Annotated in this window: 12 protein-coding genes and 2 pseudogenes; 5 read left to right on the top strand and 9 right to left on the bottom strand. The window is 40.6% G+C overall.

Annotated features, from left to right (window positions below):
• Positions 1-60: 60 nt before the first annotated feature.
• On the bottom strand, positions 61-807 hold the full coding sequence (locus QUB80_RS34040) for a hypothetical protein (protein WP_289793880.1): 747 nt from the start codon (positions 805-807) through the stop codon (positions 61-63).
• A 1,149-nt stretch (positions 808-1,956) separates the two neighbouring features.
• Here QUB80_RS34040 and QUB80_RS34035 point away from each other — a divergent pair.
• Positions 1,957-2,256, top strand: a pseudogene (locus QUB80_RS34035) (AIPR family protein); the annotation flags it as partial.
• 389 nt (positions 2,257-2,645) lie between these two features.
• Complete coding sequence (locus tag QUB80_RS34030) at positions 2,646-3,020, top strand: hypothetical protein (protein ID WP_289793879.1); 375 nt, start codon at positions 2,646-2,648, stop codon at positions 3,018-3,020.
• 144 nt (positions 3,021-3,164) lie between these two features.
• Here QUB80_RS34030 and QUB80_RS34025 read toward each other — a convergent pair whose 3' ends face one another.
• Positions 3,165-3,695, bottom strand: a complete 531-nt coding sequence (locus QUB80_RS34025; protein ID WP_289793878.1) for a hypothetical protein — start codon at positions 3,693-3,695, stop codon at positions 3,165-3,167.
• 39 nt (positions 3,696-3,734) lie between these two features.
• Between QUB80_RS34025 and QUB80_RS35005 the strand changes: the two genes are divergently transcribed.
• From QUB80_RS35005 to QUB80_RS35000, 3 genes are read left to right on the top strand one after another with little or no spacing between them, the layout of a single operon-like run.
• Positions 3,735-4,088, top strand: a complete 354-nt coding sequence (locus tag QUB80_RS35005) for a hypothetical protein (protein ID WP_336622373.1) — start codon at positions 3,735-3,737, stop codon at positions 4,086-4,088.
• Positions 4,052-7,483, top strand: a complete 3,432-nt coding sequence (locus QUB80_RS34020) for a hypothetical protein (protein WP_336622372.1) — start codon at positions 4,052-4,054, stop codon at positions 7,481-7,483. The genes QUB80_RS35005 and QUB80_RS34020 overlap by 37 nt, the downstream gene beginning before the upstream one ends.
• 41 nt (positions 7,484-7,524) lie before the next feature.
• Positions 7,525-8,616, top strand: coding sequence for a hypothetical protein (locus QUB80_RS35000; protein ID WP_336622371.1), 1,092 nt, complete (start codon positions 7,525-7,527; stop codon positions 8,614-8,616).
• Here the strand turns inward: QUB80_RS35000 and QUB80_RS34015 are convergent.
• The 7 genes and pseudogenes from QUB80_RS34015 to treY form a co-directional block, all read right to left on the bottom strand.
• Positions 8,579-9,430, bottom strand: coding sequence for an Rpn family recombination-promoting nuclease/putative transposase (locus QUB80_RS34015; protein WP_289793888.1), 852 nt, complete (start codon positions 9,428-9,430; stop codon positions 8,579-8,581). The genes QUB80_RS35000 and QUB80_RS34015 overlap by 38 nt on opposite strands.
• 145 nt (positions 9,431-9,575) lie before the next feature.
• Entirely contained in the window at positions 9,576-10,187 is a 612-nt protein-coding gene (locus QUB80_RS34010; RefSeq protein WP_289793877.1) for a hypothetical protein, read from the bottom strand.
• A complete protein-coding gene (locus QUB80_RS34005; RefSeq protein ID WP_289793876.1) occupies positions 10,180-10,812 on the bottom strand; it encodes a tyrosine-type recombinase/integrase in 633 nt (210 codons plus the stop codon). Before QUB80_RS34005 ends, QUB80_RS34010 begins: the two co-directional genes overlap by 8 nt.
• Before the next feature lie 166 nt (positions 10,813-10,978).
• Positions 10,979-12,400: pseudogene (locus tag QUB80_RS34000) on the bottom strand (ISKra4 family transposase).
• Between the two features lie 17 nt (positions 12,401-12,417).
• The gene (locus QUB80_RS33995) at positions 12,418-12,927 is read right to left on the bottom strand and encodes a plasmid pRiA4b ORF-3 family protein (RefSeq protein ID WP_289793887.1); all 510 of its coding nucleotides are present in this window, start codon (positions 12,925-12,927) and stop codon (positions 12,418-12,420) included.
• Between the two features lie 18 nt (positions 12,928-12,945).
• A complete protein-coding gene (locus tag QUB80_RS33990; protein WP_289792933.1) occupies positions 12,946-13,251 on the bottom strand; it encodes an IS1096 element passenger TnpR family protein in 306 nt (101 codons plus the stop codon).
• A 196-nt stretch (positions 13,252-13,447) separates the two neighbouring features.
• A complete protein-coding gene (gene treY / locus QUB80_RS33985) occupies positions 13,448-16,249 on the bottom strand; it encodes a malto-oligosyltrehalose synthase (RefSeq protein ID WP_289793886.1) in 2,802 nt (933 codons plus the stop codon).
• Positions 16,250-16,312 lie beyond the last annotated feature (63 nt).

Below are 16,312 nucleotides of genomic sequence, written 5' to 3'. Positions count from 1 at the left end.
ATTCACTCTCATTAGCTATTAACTGTTGGCTAATAGCTAATGAGAGTGAATCTGCAATATTTAAGCAGTAGCACTCATCGCAAATAAATCTGGAACTGCTGCGGTATCTGAAACCATATCGGTGCTAGAAGCCATGTTAGCGAGAAACTTGTTATTAATAATGTTAGAGTAAGTAGACAAATCTGTTTGCCAATTGTCAATAGCTTGATGTAAAGTAGTGAGTTTTTCTGCTGTTTCACCAGTCAACTCATAGCTAAAACTACCACTAAACATCACAATCGGAGTGGTTGTTTCGTCTTCTTGCCGTAATGCTGCTTCAGTGACACTTAAGTACAAGGGAGCACGTTTAAATTTATAAACTAAGTTGAGTGAAGCTCGCATCGGTTCTTCGCCCTCTTCTTGCCATGCTCCTGGTGATAGCAGTGTTTCTGACATATACTGCCGAGCTGCATCACCAGAACCAGCAAAGGAGGCGTATCCTCTAGGATTAATGCCTACACCCTCAAATTCCATATTAGGTAAGGCTTGCACGTATTTGCGAGCAATTTCTGGAATTTGAAGCGAATCGATTTTCTTGTCAGCCATCGATTCCATAAACATTACTCGGTTAGGTTCGGCAATAATGGTAATACCATTACTGAAATCCAACCGAGCAAAACTTTGGGTATAAATTGGCGCTCGTGCTAAATTCCAATCTTTGGCAACGATACCGCTGTACTTGAGAAAATCAGGGTTCAAAATAGAGGGTGAATGGTTTTTGGCAGCGATGATAATTATTAAATCTTGAATGATTAATTTTTGGCTCATGATGTTTCTCTATAGAAGGAATTTAGATGTAATTTTTGACGCAGTTTTGCCTAGAAAAGCACAATAGTATACACCGGATAAGTTTGTGACTAGATCCGGTTTATAACTTCACAAATCACAAATATTTAAACTTGCAATTTTGATAGTTAATAGTTCCAGTAAGAGGTAATCGCCTATTATTTAAGGAGTCAGAAGTCAATTCGGAATTCGGAATTCAGAATTCTGCATTCTTCTTCAATTTGTAATCTTCTTTGTGACACAAAACATGAGGAAATACGCTTAAATTTTGCAGATGAAGCAATTTCAGTAAAAAGCGAAGTTCTTTGGATAATTTTTAAATTCTTATTGAAAAAGTAGGGTCAAAATTTAATAAAAGAACTCAGGAGTCAGAGCGGAGCCGGAGACGCTCCGCCTCCGGTCAGAATGGCTCTTGTACGAAGCCGCGGACTCGTCTTGGGGTTTGAATCCCCATCCAATTGATTCTGAATTCTGTAGGCGCGTAGCGACTACTTACAGAAGTCGCTATCGCGCCTACCGCAGGTATTCTGTCTTCTGACTTCTTCTTCAATTTTCTCAAATAGTGGGGGTTTTGTAAGTAATGCGTAAAGCAGGATTCCTTTATTTTCGTTTAGTTAATGCTGTTTCCTTGATTACACAACGGTTGGCTGCTGTAAGTAGCTCTATTAGGGTAAAGTGTGGAGAAAATTTGCATATACAAATCAAACGTAAAAAACAACAATTCAAACAGAAACCAAGCTTGATTTTAGTTGCTTTTGCACTTCTAGCCTCTCTTAGAATAGAGCCATCTCTCCCAATAAAGTAATTTATTTCGCATCATACTAAGTATAGTTACTAGTATATTCTTGCAGGCTACAAGCGATCGCCTTCGGTGGAAGATCGAAACTCCTTTTTTAAGGGAGGAGTTTTGATCCTCAAACACCGTGTTTTTGCATAGGACAAGTGTACTATAAAGTTTGTAAATCTCAAAATAGCAGTAATTCAAAATATGCTACAGGATTAATATCAATTGACTATCATCAAAAATAAACTATGCCAAAAACTTGGAATCTAAAAGTAGACAACTATATTAATGCCAGCCCAGACTGTATGATCGCGACTGCTCACGTAGATACATTTCCCGTTGACTTGCCGGCTGACCTTGCACTACCAATCATCGCATCATATCGAGTATTTCTGGACGAGCAGTATAACTGGATTATCCCTTTCGAGGAATTTGCAGAAAGTTTTCTCCAACATTTGTGGAGTACTTATTACCGTAAATACTTAGTATCGCAAAAAACAGCAGGTAATACAATTGGCAGCAAAATCTGTCGCAATCCAGAGATTTGGGAAAGACTGTATATCTCAGCCCAAAGCTATCTCAATCAGCACTTAATGAAGATAGTGAACTCGACCAAGCGCAAAGAATTGATACTTACTTCTAATTAATATGCCTGAAGATTTGGATTTCCACGTTCAAAAGTTGATAAGGGAAGCAGAGGTGCAGGGGGCAGGGTAGGGCTAATTCATCAGAGAAAAGAGTAGGTCAGGAGCGATAATATCATGTCCGGCTGATTAGTTATAAATCCCGCATTTGTGCAAAAACCTGAAATGAAAACTCTTTCTCCCCCTGCTCCCTGCCCCCTCCCCCTGCCTCAAGATCTCCCCACGACCGTCGCCAAAAGTACTAGGGAAAGGATGACTCTTGGCGATTGTTTTTTTGAGGACAAAGCGGCTAAACTCTGCGTTGTGTATAGATACGCCTTCCTTTTCGCTTTGCTCTTATTTCGGGTGTAGAAAACTTTTCTGCACCCTTACTACAACAGAAACAGAAAAAAATGGAACAATTACAGTTGAAAACTCTTGATGATAGACATCCATCAGAAAAACTTGTAACTCTGGACTTAACCACTCTGGAGCGTCGCAAAGAATCGTTGGAAATTTTACTCTGCCAAAAAGTGCAAAGAGGCGAAGATACTTCTCAATGTATGCAAGCTTTACATTTTTTCAGAGATAAGGCAGTTGAACAACAATTGTACAAACTTCAACTCCAACAAAAAAAAGAACAAGCTACATTTAATTCTTTGCAAAGGGTAGTTGTGACAGCCTTTGCAATTTTGGGACTGATTGCATTCTTCAATGGCGTGTTCAAGGTGAAGGGAGAATTGCAAGCAGCTACTGCACATCAAGAGTTAACTAAAAACAGTGAATAGGGTATGAGGATGAAGAATGAGAGGAGCAGGGCGAAAGAACAGGGTGTTGGGTGTTGGGTATAGTGAAGAATCGTGAATCACGTCTTTCCCTACCCCCCATACCCTTTTTATTAAGCAGCACTCTTGGTGATTTGTAGAGCTTGCCTAGTATGGCGTGTCTTTGTCGAAAGGTAAGCTGTCGGCAGGTTCACAGTTACGCATATCTACTTCCATTTCCTTGCGGCGTTGCACGTATGTTGTGCTGGCAGCAAGTATGAGTTGCATTTGTTCAGAGCCAAAGTTGATGCCTTGCTCTGCATATCGGGCAGACACTGCATTATAATTATCGACCTCAAGTTTCTTACGTCGTTCCATTTCTTCTAACCATCCCTGGCTGATACCACTGCGAAGTGCAGATTCTACATATTCTCTTCGCACAGATCCATCTGGGTTAAACTGTTGTTTTTCTTCTGCTGTGAAGAAATCATATGCAGTGTAGACAGGCCAAGGTTTGGGATCGGTTTCATCTAGATGTTTCCACTTGTCATATTTGATTTTTAGCCTACGAGCATAGTCATCGATTGCTGCATTACTCATTCCTCTGGACAGCATTTGTTCTCTGGCTTGGTATTTTAAACTTCCATCTGGATTAAATTCCTTACCGTGCATATTTATCCAACGTTTAATTCTTGACATATTTAACTCCTGAAAAATTTTCAATACTTAAATCAAACTATGTCTCTTGAATTTAAGCACTTTGATACTCGACTAAATCAATGGATTCATACTGATGGTGATAACAAGAATCCTCAATCAATTTTAACTGAAAAGTTAGATAACACTCTCCTAGAGTTTTTCTTTCCAAATCAGAAATTTTCCTTTGGTCATATAGATGAATATAGTACACTATCAGATTTAAAAAATCATCCGCATGGACATACTCTCTTATTATCCTCTAAAACTCGATTGCTTTATGGGGAACCAGAATGTTTAGAAGTAATTGATTCCTTATGTCCCGATAGAAAAGACCGAGGTGCTTACGGTTCGATTTTTTGGGTAGCTGTAAGAATTCACTTCATGAAGAATTAAATATTTTAGTTATAGATGATTCTAATAGAGAGAATGGAGGATTAATTGACAAAGAAGATGCTTTTAAATTAGTAGGGGATTGCTACGGACAGATTTCAGTTGAGTTATATAATCGATTAACTAACAGAGAAGAACAAAAAGATAAAAGTTATCATGTTATTCAGTATCGATTTGGATGGACACAGACTGATGGAGAAGATACTAAATATCGCTTTGGGAAAGGAACATTAAGACCATATAAGTTAGATATAATCAAATATACAGACTCTAAAAATACGGCAAAAATCGACCTAGTAATTCCCCTATCGAGCTTCAAAGGCACAGACAAAGATAATCCTGCTGGCCCAAGCAAACCTCAAATCAAGCCGGGTTTATACCAACAAAAAATATGGTTAGGCGAAAAGTCCTCTTCAGAACGAGGTCGTACTGCTATATCTCAACTGCTAGCCTCATTTCCCCAAGGCATCAAAGATTTTGCTGAAGAGCTAGAGGCACAAGCTCAGAAATTAGCTCTAGTTCAAAACGATCCTAGAAAATTAGCAGAGCTTTACTGTCACAAGTATGAAAAACGAAAGACTTTTACCCAGGAGCATAAAGCATCGCTTCAACAAGAAATTACAAAGCAAGTTACTAATGGCTCACTGACTAAACAATTAGAGATATTGACTCAGGATGAAGCTGATGAAGAACCCGATCAATCTCAAAAAGACGATTTATTAATGTACAAACTCATTAAAGCTGACTTAATGGGTGGACATAATCAACTTTTAGAAACTGAGAAAGTTAAACAAGAACTGAGTAGATTCGTACAAAACGAGTGGCGAGATATTGCACTTGGGAGAACTTTGACTTTCGACCGAGGAATGATTATTCCATCTAAGAAACTGAAGAACGGAGAAATTTGTGTTCCCTGGTTAGATAATGGAGAAAAAATTCTTAACTTTCGCTCTCCCTTCCTGAATTCTAATGGTTTATGTGTTTCAACCAATAAGCTTGTTGAGGACAGATTAGCACCAGATGGTACAAATCTCAAGGGCATCATTGTAGTTAATGATGAAGACCACAAGCGCCTCAAGGCAAGACTTGAGGCTAATGAAATAGCACCACTAGAAACCGAATCAGAACGTCAGGGGCGAGATTTTGATGGTGGCTGTATCGGCGTAGCATTAGCTAGTTTGTACCCCAACTTGACAGCAGAAGCTGAGTATAGAAACCAAAGAGAAAATGCTTATGCTCCTACAGTTAAATTGAAAAAGCAGTCTTTCTATAAGGAAGATGGAACCCAGCCATCATTTGAAGAAATTGCCATTCACATGAGCGATAGTATCAGCGTTGGGGTGATTAATAATCAGGTAACAGCATTAGAAGCATTAGAATCGGAAATTGAAATCCTTAAAACTTACGGTACTCTTGAACAAAAATCGGAATATTTAGACAAAGTATCAAGCCACTATCAAAGTTTACTTAACGGGGAACAGGGAACGGGCAACGGGGAACAGTTCGTCCGTTCCCTGTTCCCTCTCCCGAAGGGAGTTGAAAAAGAAAATTATCAAAAGCTAAAACCAATTAGGGCAGAGTACAAATCATATATGCAAGAATTTGTAGCTCTAGCTAGTGAGCCTCAAACTCCCGAAACCATCCAGCAAGCGATGGATGTCAATCGCCTTCTTTACCGTGTAATGATTGAAGAGGGGTGTTATCAAAATCAAATAGCGGTAGATTTATTCAAAAGTGCTAAAAAACCCGATATGAATTTAATTCGGGAAAATAGCCGCTATTTGTATCGGGATGTTAATTATATTAAAGATAAAAAATCTAGAACAGCTTACCTCAATACTGGCATTACTCCTACAGGATTTTCACCAGTCGAGTTAATCATCAGCCAAACTAATAAATATTTTCAACAATCGCAACTGGAATCACGCCCAATTGTTCAGTTTCAGGATTTGTTCAACTCAGTAGGATTTACTCCCCAACAACGATTTGCTGCCATAGTTGCCAAACATGAGTTTGACCAAAAGTTCAATGCAGCAGTAGTAATGGAGAGGCGGCGGGAAACGGAACAAGGCCCCTCCGCCCTTGTTCAAACACAGCAAGGAGTGCAAATTGAAATTACCAACCTAACTCGTTACGGGCATCCGGGCATCTGGAAGGCACAGACAATTAATTTGAAGCTAGAAGCAATTGATGAGAAATACCAAACCAAAGAACGTCCTCACAAATTACTAGCGATCGCCCAAATCAATGGTGAAACCGAATCTGGCAAACCCCTATATCGGAAATTGGGGACAGTAAGCCTCCTGAGCATGGAAGATTATAACCTCAAGCCAGGAATGGTTGCTCTTGTCGCAAAAATTGTTGAACTCAAGCCAGAATTGAGTCGAGGGCAAACCAAGCTGATGTTCCAACAAGCTTATGAAATGGCAGAAGCATTTCGAGCCAGCATACCAGAACAAGAAAGATTATCAGCAGCAGCAGCGTGGAATGTCGGTGCGGCTAGACAAGACGAACTGGAGAGTAAACAATCTCAGTCTCAATTCCCCAAAAAGATACCAAACTTTGTATTTGCAGCGTTTGGGGATGAAATCATCTCTAGGCTCAATCAGCTGCAATTTACCCAACTAACATTAGGCACACTGGGCAGCGAAGCGAACAATTTCAAGGATAAAGTTTGGAATCCACAACAGAAATACCCGATCGAGATAAAAGCTTCCCATCACCCTCCAGGGCATGAACGTTATGGTTCACGGTTAATATTTGTGCAAGAAAGCCGCGACGGTGAGTACAAAGAATTCGCCATGCTAGAGCCAAGAACAGGACAATTACCAATTGGCACTAATGCCCAAACCAATATCGTACCAGGGGAAACCTACACCGCGAAGGCTACTATCTCTATGACAGGGAAATCAGCCGTAGAGTTTACGATCCGAGAAATCAAGAAGTTTCAAGGTGCCGGACAAACTTTTAATGGCGAATCGGTGACTTTAGAGATTGGTACAGTCAGCGTCCCAAATCATGCTGTCAAAATTAAACTTGATGATAAAACACTCGGAGAACTGGATGCTGATTCAGTTAAGCAACTTGACTGCTTTAACTATATTAAAGATGGCAATCCCCTCAACCTCAAACTAACCACTATCGCCGACAGTAACGAAAACGCATTTGCGATCGCATCTTTGCCCAACGGCAATTTACTTAAAATCAATAAAATTAATCATTATGACTATCAAGGTCAAATATTCAACGACCAAGAATATAGAAAAGTTAGCCTAGAAGTACCACCATCCAAAATAACAGATGCGGTATTTCTAAACGGGAAGCCGCTAGGAGTGCTGCATTTTAAGAAGGACAAACAAGCATTGAAAGAGTTGGGGTTCTACAATTTGGCAAGCTGACCCCAGTACAAGCAACACTTACCAGCAATTTCTCCACAACAATGGTGGTGAAGATTGACCCAGACACTATCCAATACCCTGAAGTTTGGACGAAAGAAACTCAACCCTTTGGGACACAATTAGTGAGTTCCCAACAGCAGGAGGCAATAGAAAAAACAGCGCCAATCCTGCAAAAAATCAAAGAACGACCCACAATTCTATTTGCTACTCCAGAAGATAAAATGCTGGGGATCGTGCAGATGGCAGTGGATAACCACAAAGTTGAGACTGTAAGCAAATGGTTACTCAAACAAAATATAGCGATCGCATCTGTGCCAGCAGAAGATGTGCCATTAGAAACTCAAAAGGGACTAGCTGTTTTTAACTTGGTAAATTCCTCCATTCCTGAATTGGTGGCTAATGCCATGACTCTTAAGTTTGGGGATGCGATCTCCTCACAAATTCAGTATGAGGATAAAATCAAATCACTGCCTGATAGATCTAAATATTTGATCCCACCAACTTCGCTCTCTTCTCATCCCTACATTACAGAAGATGTGGAGAATCAGCATCCGCCGCCCTTGTCCGTTAATAGTGTTGAAACTCAATCGCTAACTATTGACCACTTGAGAGACTGGTATAGTGCCGCCGACAAATTAGGTAAATCAGAGGACTACAAACAAAGGATTGTGGAAGTAGCCCATCAGTTTAAGTTAGGTGAGCAATTGCCAGATCAAGCATTGGCAGCAATGAATCAAGACACAGAAGAATTTAACTCTATTAGCCGACTAACTCAAATTGCTCAAAGAGTAGGTATGGTTTGGGGAGAAGTTAAACAGGATGGTTTTACCCAACTTAAAGGTAAAGTTTACGATCTAACCTTTAACACCCAGCAGAAAGATTTGATAATTGCTCATAAAAATGGAGAGGTTGTTTTGGACGTACAATCAGGTCAAGTACAAACTAATCGAGTCACACCTGAATTAATACAAGCTTTTGAGCGAGCTAATAGCGAACTCGACAAAGTTTTAGCCAAGACCAAGAGGGACACGGGATGGAAATTTGATATGCAAGCACAATCGGCTCACCCCACCAGGGGTATTGTCCGCAGGCACATTAATTCTCTTGAGTTAACTGTGCCTGTAACTGAATAACTCGCTCTACAGTTAACCCTGTTACTCGCACAATTGCTTCAGTTGCCATCCCCTCGCGCAGTAAATTTAGTGCAATTTCTTCTCTTGTTTTTTGGGCAGCTTTTTGTTCCCAACTAGTTACAATTTCCATGATTTCCTCCCGCTCAGTTAACCCCATTGTATCGATAGTCGCTTGGAAAGCTTGCTCTTCGATCACATCCAGCTGCAAATACGTATCAACGAACCCCGAAATTAGTTGCATCCGTGCTGGATCTAATTTTAACGTTGCCAGCAATCGCAAACATTCCGCCTTTACCTGGGGACGTTCCTCCTTGGGAATATTCATCTTTGCCATCAATGCTGCGGCCACCGGATTTGGCTGCGTGAGAAAATCTCGCCAACTTAAACGGTTCAATTGAATGGCAGCAAATTGAAATTCCAGTACGTTTAAATCGGGAAACGTAACGCGATAATTTTGAGGTTCAAGGCGCTTTGGTTCATCAAACGAGAAAATCACAACTGGGTAAATCGGTAAATCATATTTTTCATGTAAGCGAGCAAAATACTTAAACATCCGCCTCGCAAATGCTGTTTTAGTGTACGACTGATTTTCAACGTGAATTAAAAAATAAGTTTCCTGCTGCTGATAACGTACCTGCACCAGTAAATCAATTTCCTTCTTCTCTCCAGAGGTGACATCAGTGAAGACTTCTTGGGGTAAAAATTGAATGGAATCACGGTCGATTTGGCTGACTACTTGAGGCAAGAATAAATCAAGAAACTCAATAAAAAACGTAGATAGCAATTCTTTGAAGAGGCGGTCATGGTCAATCATACCCTTTCCTTGACTTTCTGTCTTCATCCCTGGCAACTCTAATGATTGTACTGAAGAAGTGTCCTACACCTTATGGCTGAAGATGAAGGTGCATTTACCTAGCCGAAAAAATAAGCCACTCTTGTAGGTAGAGTGGCTCAAATTTTCAACCGAGAATTTTGATCGCAGCAGCCAGAATTGATGCAGCTTTCTCGGTAGCTGGAATGAATACCCGCTTGCGCCATTGAATAATTTCAGTGAAACATCCCTTCGCCACAAGTCGAGCGGCTAACGGCAAAGCATCAACCAACTCTATTCGAGGTTCGCCAGCAATGTAAGAACGTCGCAAGGTTACACCCCCTGGTAGTTGTTGGGAGTACCCTTCGTTCAGTACTAAAGTTACTAGTTCTGCTGGACTCAATAACTTATTCTTGAGTCCGAGTTGTTCAGCCACAGATTGAATATCTACTGCATTCACCACTCGACCGAGTATCTTTTGACCATCCGAAGTTTGTAGCCGAAAGACTCGACTGCTGTGCTGTGGCAAGATTTTCCAAATGGGCAATAAAATACCAGTGACTAAATGAAGGTAATCGGTAGTAAACTTGGGTAAGCCGTCTACTTCAGTAGACCACGCCGCAATAAACGCATCAGCCGAAACTTGCCGCCAAGTAGACAACTCCAGTTGTTCAACTGTCACGCGAGTTTCTATTTGGGAGAGCGAAAAATTTCGGGGGAGATGGGCAAGAATTAACCAAGGAGTTGAAATATTAATCATCCCAAAGTCCTTGAAATTTGGTAGATGCAAGTTCGGTGTAACGAACGCTATGCTGAATATTTTTATGCCCCAAGTAACTCTGAATTGTTCGGGTATCAATGCCTCGATTCGCCAAATAATAACCAGTTCCATGCCGCAGCATATGAGCATGAACTCTTAAAGGTAAACCAGCTAATTCACCAGCCCGCTCAACAATGCCGGCGATCGTATCATGTGCCAACGGGCTACGTCGAGAAGACTGGAAAATGTAGGGACTAACAGGATAATCTCGTTGCAGCTGACGGAGAGAACGAATCTCCAGCCCGGAAAGTGGTTGAACCGAGGGCGTACCTTTTTTGACTCGCCTCACGTAAATTGTACCACCGTTCCAATCTATTTGCTCCCAGCGCAGAGATGCCACCTCTGCCACTCGCAATCCGTGGCGGTAGATCAACAAAATTAAGGTTGAGTCTCGATGAGCGTGGCGACCCTTTGATTTTCTGATTGCTGACCGCATCAACTCAACTTCTTCTGGTAACAAATACTCCCTAGTCCTGACTGAGGAGTATTTGCGAGAGTTAGGCGATTGACGCTCTTGTTTTTCTGTTTTACCAACTTTTGGTAGTTGGACGGGCTGCTTGACCATGACCCAAACTCCTAAAAAGCTTGGGGTATACAAGCTGATTTTACCAACTTAAACACGAAAGTTGGTAAGCAAAAAGACATAAAAACCAAGCCAGTATTCTACAGAAATCTGTGCTAATGAAGTAATTTTAATTACCTTTATATTGTGTATTTTAAAGCATAATGCTTTAGCGTATTGCCAGTTCGCTATCAACTCTAAATCCGGGATACCATTGCTGGAATTTGCTAACCCACTCATCATTTAAAACTTTAGTTCGGACTTGGATTAGGAGATGACAACATCCAGGAGTCCACCGCATTTGTTGTTTTTTAACGAATCGTTTGCTAATCACTTGATTGACGGTAGATTCTACAAACGAGCTAGAAATACGTTCAGAGTTCCGGTAGCGTTCGCCATAATTTGGAATATACTGACCATTATTTGAGACGTAGGTTTCAAATTCCTCTAAATAGTCAGAGAGTTTTTCTGCCTCTAAGCTTGGTTCAGTATCATAATCATCTGAAGCTAATGCACAGGCACTATCAATTAAATCTTCAATTTTTGATAATGCTTTAAATACATTCCCATGCCACAAATACCACTTTAAAGAGGTCAAATCTTTTTGGATGGATTCGCTCGAAATACCTATTTCTACATCTTCTTTAGTGATACCTTTGGCAATTTGTTTCATCACAGTTATCCGCATTGTGATGTGAAACCAATTGAGTATATGTTCTGCATTAGGGTTAAGATAATACTGTAGGTCACGAATACTTTCTTCACCATCTGATAAAAATGTGACCTGTTGGTTCATTTGCATCCCTTGAGATTTTAGCACCTCAAATATACGGCGTTGCGGTTTGGTATCGTAACAATAAACCATGCCAAAACGCTTGGATGTACCGTCAGCTTTTATACTCTTGCCTGCAATAACCTGAAACTGACCTGCTGTTTTAGTTTTTCTGTTATAGAAACGAACATATCCTCCATCCATACCTACTACCAATGGTAAATCAGGTCTGGGAAGCCTATCCCAATCTCTCTGGCAACCCTCAAATAATATTCCGGCTTCTTCCGGTAATTCCGATTCCAAACGCTGACCAAGTGAGTGTAGATTGTTCCGTATAGATGTAGCGTTTATTTCTCCTTCTATTGGTAGTAATTCTTGTAATAATTTGCTAGACAGTCCATAGGACATTAGGGATGCAAATTTTGATTCTAGGTAGAGCAATTCGGGTGATGTACGCTCTTTTAGTAGGTTTGCTACTGGGTTAAAACTACGAGTTGTTTGCTCAGTACAAGCACAGTTAAATAATCGCCCTACTTGCAGTTTTAACTTACCAAAAGGTGTTCTATGTGGATTGTTCGTTTATCTTTATGCAATAACTTCTTGCCACAATGTGAGCATAATTCCTGCTGTTTTTGATATTCTGTAATTTGTTGATTAACTATGCTGCTTTGTGTCTGAAGCAATAATTCTTTGCCTTGAGATAGGGTAAGTCCTAAGTTTTCCGGTTGTACGATTACCCTTTTCAATTTGTAAAATTTCTTGAATTAATTGGGTTTCTCCTGATTCTGATTCAACAACTACTTGGATTTTAAATTTCACATTATCCCCTTGAACAATTACATCAACTCCCTGACTCCAGTAGCGTATTGTAGTAGATGTTGGTTGACTTTCTGACGGTCGAAGCGGTTTTGATAAACCAATAGCCAAGTTAGTAGTTTGCTGGCTTCTTCTCTGTCCATGTCAATCTTCTTGTTCTCCAACATTGAAGCAAAACGCTCTAATACATCCCAAATAAAAAACTCTTCTCTTGCTTTCATGAAGCCCCAAGGGCCGCCATAGTTCTCTGGGGGACAAACACCTTTACCGTCAGTGCAGATTGGGTAAGTTTGGTTTGAATCTGGAGTAAGTATTGCTTCTACTCTGATTTGATGCCGCCACCAATAACGCCATGCACCCACTAATGGGCAGATACTGAAGTCATATTCGTATAAAAACTTTTCTTTCTCTCTCAAACCAAGGGACGAGAGTTTTACTTCACAGGCGCGTTCGCGTAGCGGCTGCTTTGCAGCATCGCTAAAAATGGTTCCACCTGGTTGGGTAATCCCATAATACTTACCGTGGATGATGAAATGGTGCAGTTAAGCTCATCCCCCGACTGAAGTCTGGGGGATGAAAGCGGGCCGAAGTGAATTGGGAATTGGGCATTGGCCAATGCATGAATGCCCCTTGCCCCAAGACGACGGACGACGATTCTGAGCGCCCCTTAAAGGAACGGGCTTCCCCGTCGTCTTTTGGTGAATATCTTCCCACCCCATTGCTAGCTGGATCGTGTAATGTAAATCTTCTATTGTGCTGTCGCTACTAACTTTTACCCGTCGCCAAATCATTGGGCTAATGCCCAACAGCACTACCTTTAACTGATATATGACTCTTTCAGCCGGATCAATCATTGAGTCATCTTACCGCGTCGTGTCCCTCATCTCCCCCGAAATTTTTCGCTCTCCATGATAAGGTCGTGTTCCGCAAAGTTTTGAACGCAGACTAGAGTTCATGTCATTAATTTTGATGACTATGAGATCCCCGACTTTTTCAAAAAGTTGGGGATCTGACTCACGTTAATTTCTCAGAACTAATGACACAGACCATTTACTCCTCCGATTGATTTACCAACAACGCCACAGGAAACTTTTGTAAAATCTCCCGCACCCAGAGAGTATCTTCACCTTGCACTTGTTGCCCTGTAATCGCATCTTGCCAGACAGGAGAAGAATCGGCAGGGGGAACAATCCGGGTTTCTTGCCAAATCTGTTCGCCGAGAGGATATTCTCCTTCTTTGACGAGAGAGGTGAAGAAACGGGGAGCGATCGCTAGGATTTTTTTATCTCCCAATTCCCTGGCAAATCCGACAACATGACTTTTTAAGCTACCAGCAACAGTTAATTTGGAGTATGCTCCTCGCTGGAACACCTCTAAATGTTGCCGACGGGCTTGTAAAACTTGATAAGTTAGGAACATTTTAATTCGTCCATCTTCTGGATTTTGTAGCAGTTCTGTAATTAAACCTGGCAAGTCTGTCTCAATTTTGCTTTTAATATCCTGAAGATATTCTTGTCGTGCTTGATAGTCTACCGGACGGCGGTTATCTGGATCTACTAAGCTTAAATCCCAAAGTTCTGTTCCTTGATAAGTGTCTGGAACTCCAGGGCTGGTAAGTCTCAGTAACGTTTGAGAAAGGGAATTAAATACACCGTAGTATTGAATTTTGCGCTGAAAGGGACGAAAGGCTTCCAAAAAGGGATTATTTTCAGGTTCTTTTAATACCTGTTCTGCAAACTGAGTAAAGGTATTTTCATAATCTGTGTCGGGTTTGAGCCAGGCAGTATGAACTTTTGCTTCGCGAATGGCTTTAATAATGTACTGTTGCATCCGCTCTACAAACTGGGGGTACTCTTCATCCTTGAAAGGAAAAGCACCTATAAGGCTTTGGTAGAATAAATACTCATCATTGGGTGTTGGTACATCTCGTCCGCCAACAGAAATCTTCTGTGGAGCATTAATTTCGCGCCACTGTTTCAAATTGCTCTCCCATTCCTGGGGAATTTCTGATAGTACATTAATCCTGGCTCTGACATCTTCTCCCCGCTTGGTATCATGGGTGGAGGTTGTATTCATTGCATGAGGCCAAGCAGCGAAACGGTTTTGATTGAAAGTATGAAAGTCTTCTAAAGAAATGCCAAAATGAGCGGGATGGGAACCTACTTCATTCAATGACAGCAGCCTGTTATACACATACATAACAGTATCTTCGACACCTTTTGCCATCAATGGCCCTGTCATTTGCTGCAACCGCATGACAAAACGCAACCATTGCTGCTTGTCTTCTTCTTTCAAAGACTCATCAAAATCTAAATGCAGAAACTTCTCGATAAAATTTAACTCATTCAGAAAGTTAGGGATATTTTGTTTTGCACGATCCAGAACTTGCTGAATATATTCCTTATCAGTTTTGCTAGCGCCAGTACTGCTGATATAGGTACGATATATTGGGAAAACTGCCAAAATTTCCACTAAAGCAGCTTTTAAGCCATACATGGTGAAGTCACTAGCATAGCGATAGCGTCCGGAAATCTGTTTGAGTAGGTGGGCTAAATTATCAATGTCTCCTGCTAAATCTTTGTTAATAATTAATCTCTTTTTCTGGTCAATCAAATCTTCACAGAAAACTTGTTTTCTAATAAACCTATGATAAATATCATCAAATTCCTGTTCGGCTGATTGTAAACAGAAAATTCCATTAACTTGGTTAAGAAAGTCATATCCTGTTGTTCCCTGAATCGGCCAAGTTATAGGTAATTCTTCTTTAGGTTCTAGAATTTTTTCTACTACTAAATAAACTTCAGGAGCGTGTTCTCGAAGTAGATTAAGGTATTTTGCAGGGTCATACAGTCCGTCAATATGGTCAATTCTTAATCCATTAAATTTTTCCTCTTTAACTAATTCCAAAATTAACGCATGGGTATTGTCGAAAACTTGTTCTTCTTCAATACGAAGACAAATTAGTTCATTAACTGTAAAAAAGCGTCTGTAATTCAGTTCTTCGTTACCCACTTTCCAATAAGAAAGCCTATAAAATTGGTCAGACAGTAAATTTTCTAGAAGATTGAAGCTTTCAGCTTTACCTGCTTCTCCATTAAAAACACGGATATTTTCTTCAATAAATTCTTTCACTTCTGAGCTATCATTCCAGAGTTCCCATAACATCCGTTTAATGATAGAAATCTGGTCGTATCGCTCTCTACCCTCCTCTCCAGATGGAGTATATTTCAACATATAGAGAACACTTAAAAGTTTCATGAAACATGGGTGATCTCTACCTATTTTTTCCCGCAAACGTCCAAGGTCGTAAGTTAAAACTTGGTAATAAGATTCTACTTTGATAGGAAATTTTAACGAGTAGTAATTAATCGTAATGCCATTTTGATCATATTGTAGTTGTAACTCCCCGCTTTCTAAACAATCTCCACAAAATTTACCTAAAAAAGGTGCTAGTACTTTGCCCCGATTTTCTTCGTAGTGATGGTTCCAAGTAATATCGAAGAAATCTCGATACTGTGAATCAGAACCGTTTTCTAGAACATCTACGAGCATTTGGTTTTGACTGTCAAACGCCATGTGATTGGGTACAATATCTTGCACCCATCCGATATTAAGTTGGTTGAGTTCCTCAATCAGTTCTTCAAATTTTTCTTTTCCACCCAATTCGGGGCTAATTTCGTTATAATTCACGGTATCGTAGCCGTGAGTGCTGCCTTTTCTAGCTGTAAGAATGGGAGATGCGTAGATATGAGAAATTCCCAACTCTGCCAGGAAGGAAGCGATCGCTTTAGCGTTGGCAAAACCAAATTCGGGAGTGAACTGGATTCGATAGGTTGCAATGGGTATCTGCATCATGGGTATAGGGGATAGGGGATAGGGGACAGGTTACAGGGGACAGGGGATCGGTTTCAAGCT

Origin of the sequence: Chlorogloeopsis sp. ULAP01 (genome assembly GCF_030381805.1) — a bacterium.
Lineage (GTDB): Bacteria > Cyanobacteriota > Cyanobacteriia > Cyanobacteriales > Nostocaceae > Chlorogloeopsis.
Note: the sequence above shows the minus strand (reverse complement) of the source record. Positions and strands in the feature narration are given on the sequence as shown.

Bases quoted from the DNA above. Each gene is read 5' to 3' on its own strand.
- QUB80_RS33990 (WP_289792933.1), bottom strand. From the start codon at position 13,251: ATGATTGATCCGGCTGAAAGAGTCATATATCAGTTAAAGGTAGTGCTG.
- QUB80_RS35000 (WP_336622371.1), top strand. From the start codon at position 7,525: ATGGTGGTGAAGATTGACCCAGACACTATCCAATACCCTGAAGTTTGG.
- treY (WP_289793886.1), bottom strand. From the start codon at position 16,249: ATGCAGATACCCATTGCAACCTATCGAATCCAGTTCACTCCCGAATTT.
- QUB80_RS35005 (WP_336622373.1), top strand. From the start codon at position 3,735: ATGTCTCTTGAATTTAAGCACTTTGATACTCGACTAAATCAATGGATT.
- QUB80_RS34030 (WP_289793879.1), top strand. From the start codon at position 2,646: ATGGAACAATTACAGTTGAAAACTCTTGATGATAGACATCCATCAGAA.
- QUB80_RS34025 (WP_289793878.1), bottom strand. From the start codon at position 3,695: ATGTCAAGAATTAAACGTTGGATAAATATGCACGGTAAGGAATTTAAT.
- QUB80_RS34005 (WP_289793876.1), bottom strand. From the start codon at position 10,812: ATGGTCAAGCAGCCCGTCCAACTACCAAAAGTTGGTAAAACAGAAAAA.
- QUB80_RS34040 (WP_289793880.1), bottom strand. From the start codon at position 807: ATGAGCCAAAAATTAATCATTCAAGATTTAATAATTATCATCGCTGCC.
- QUB80_RS34010 (WP_289793877.1), bottom strand. From the start codon at position 10,187: ATGATTAATATTTCAACTCCTTGGTTAATTCTTGCCCATCTCCCCCGA.
- QUB80_RS34015 (WP_289793888.1), bottom strand. From the start codon at position 9,430: ATGATTGACCATGACCGCCTCTTCAAAGAATTGCTATCTACGTTTTTT.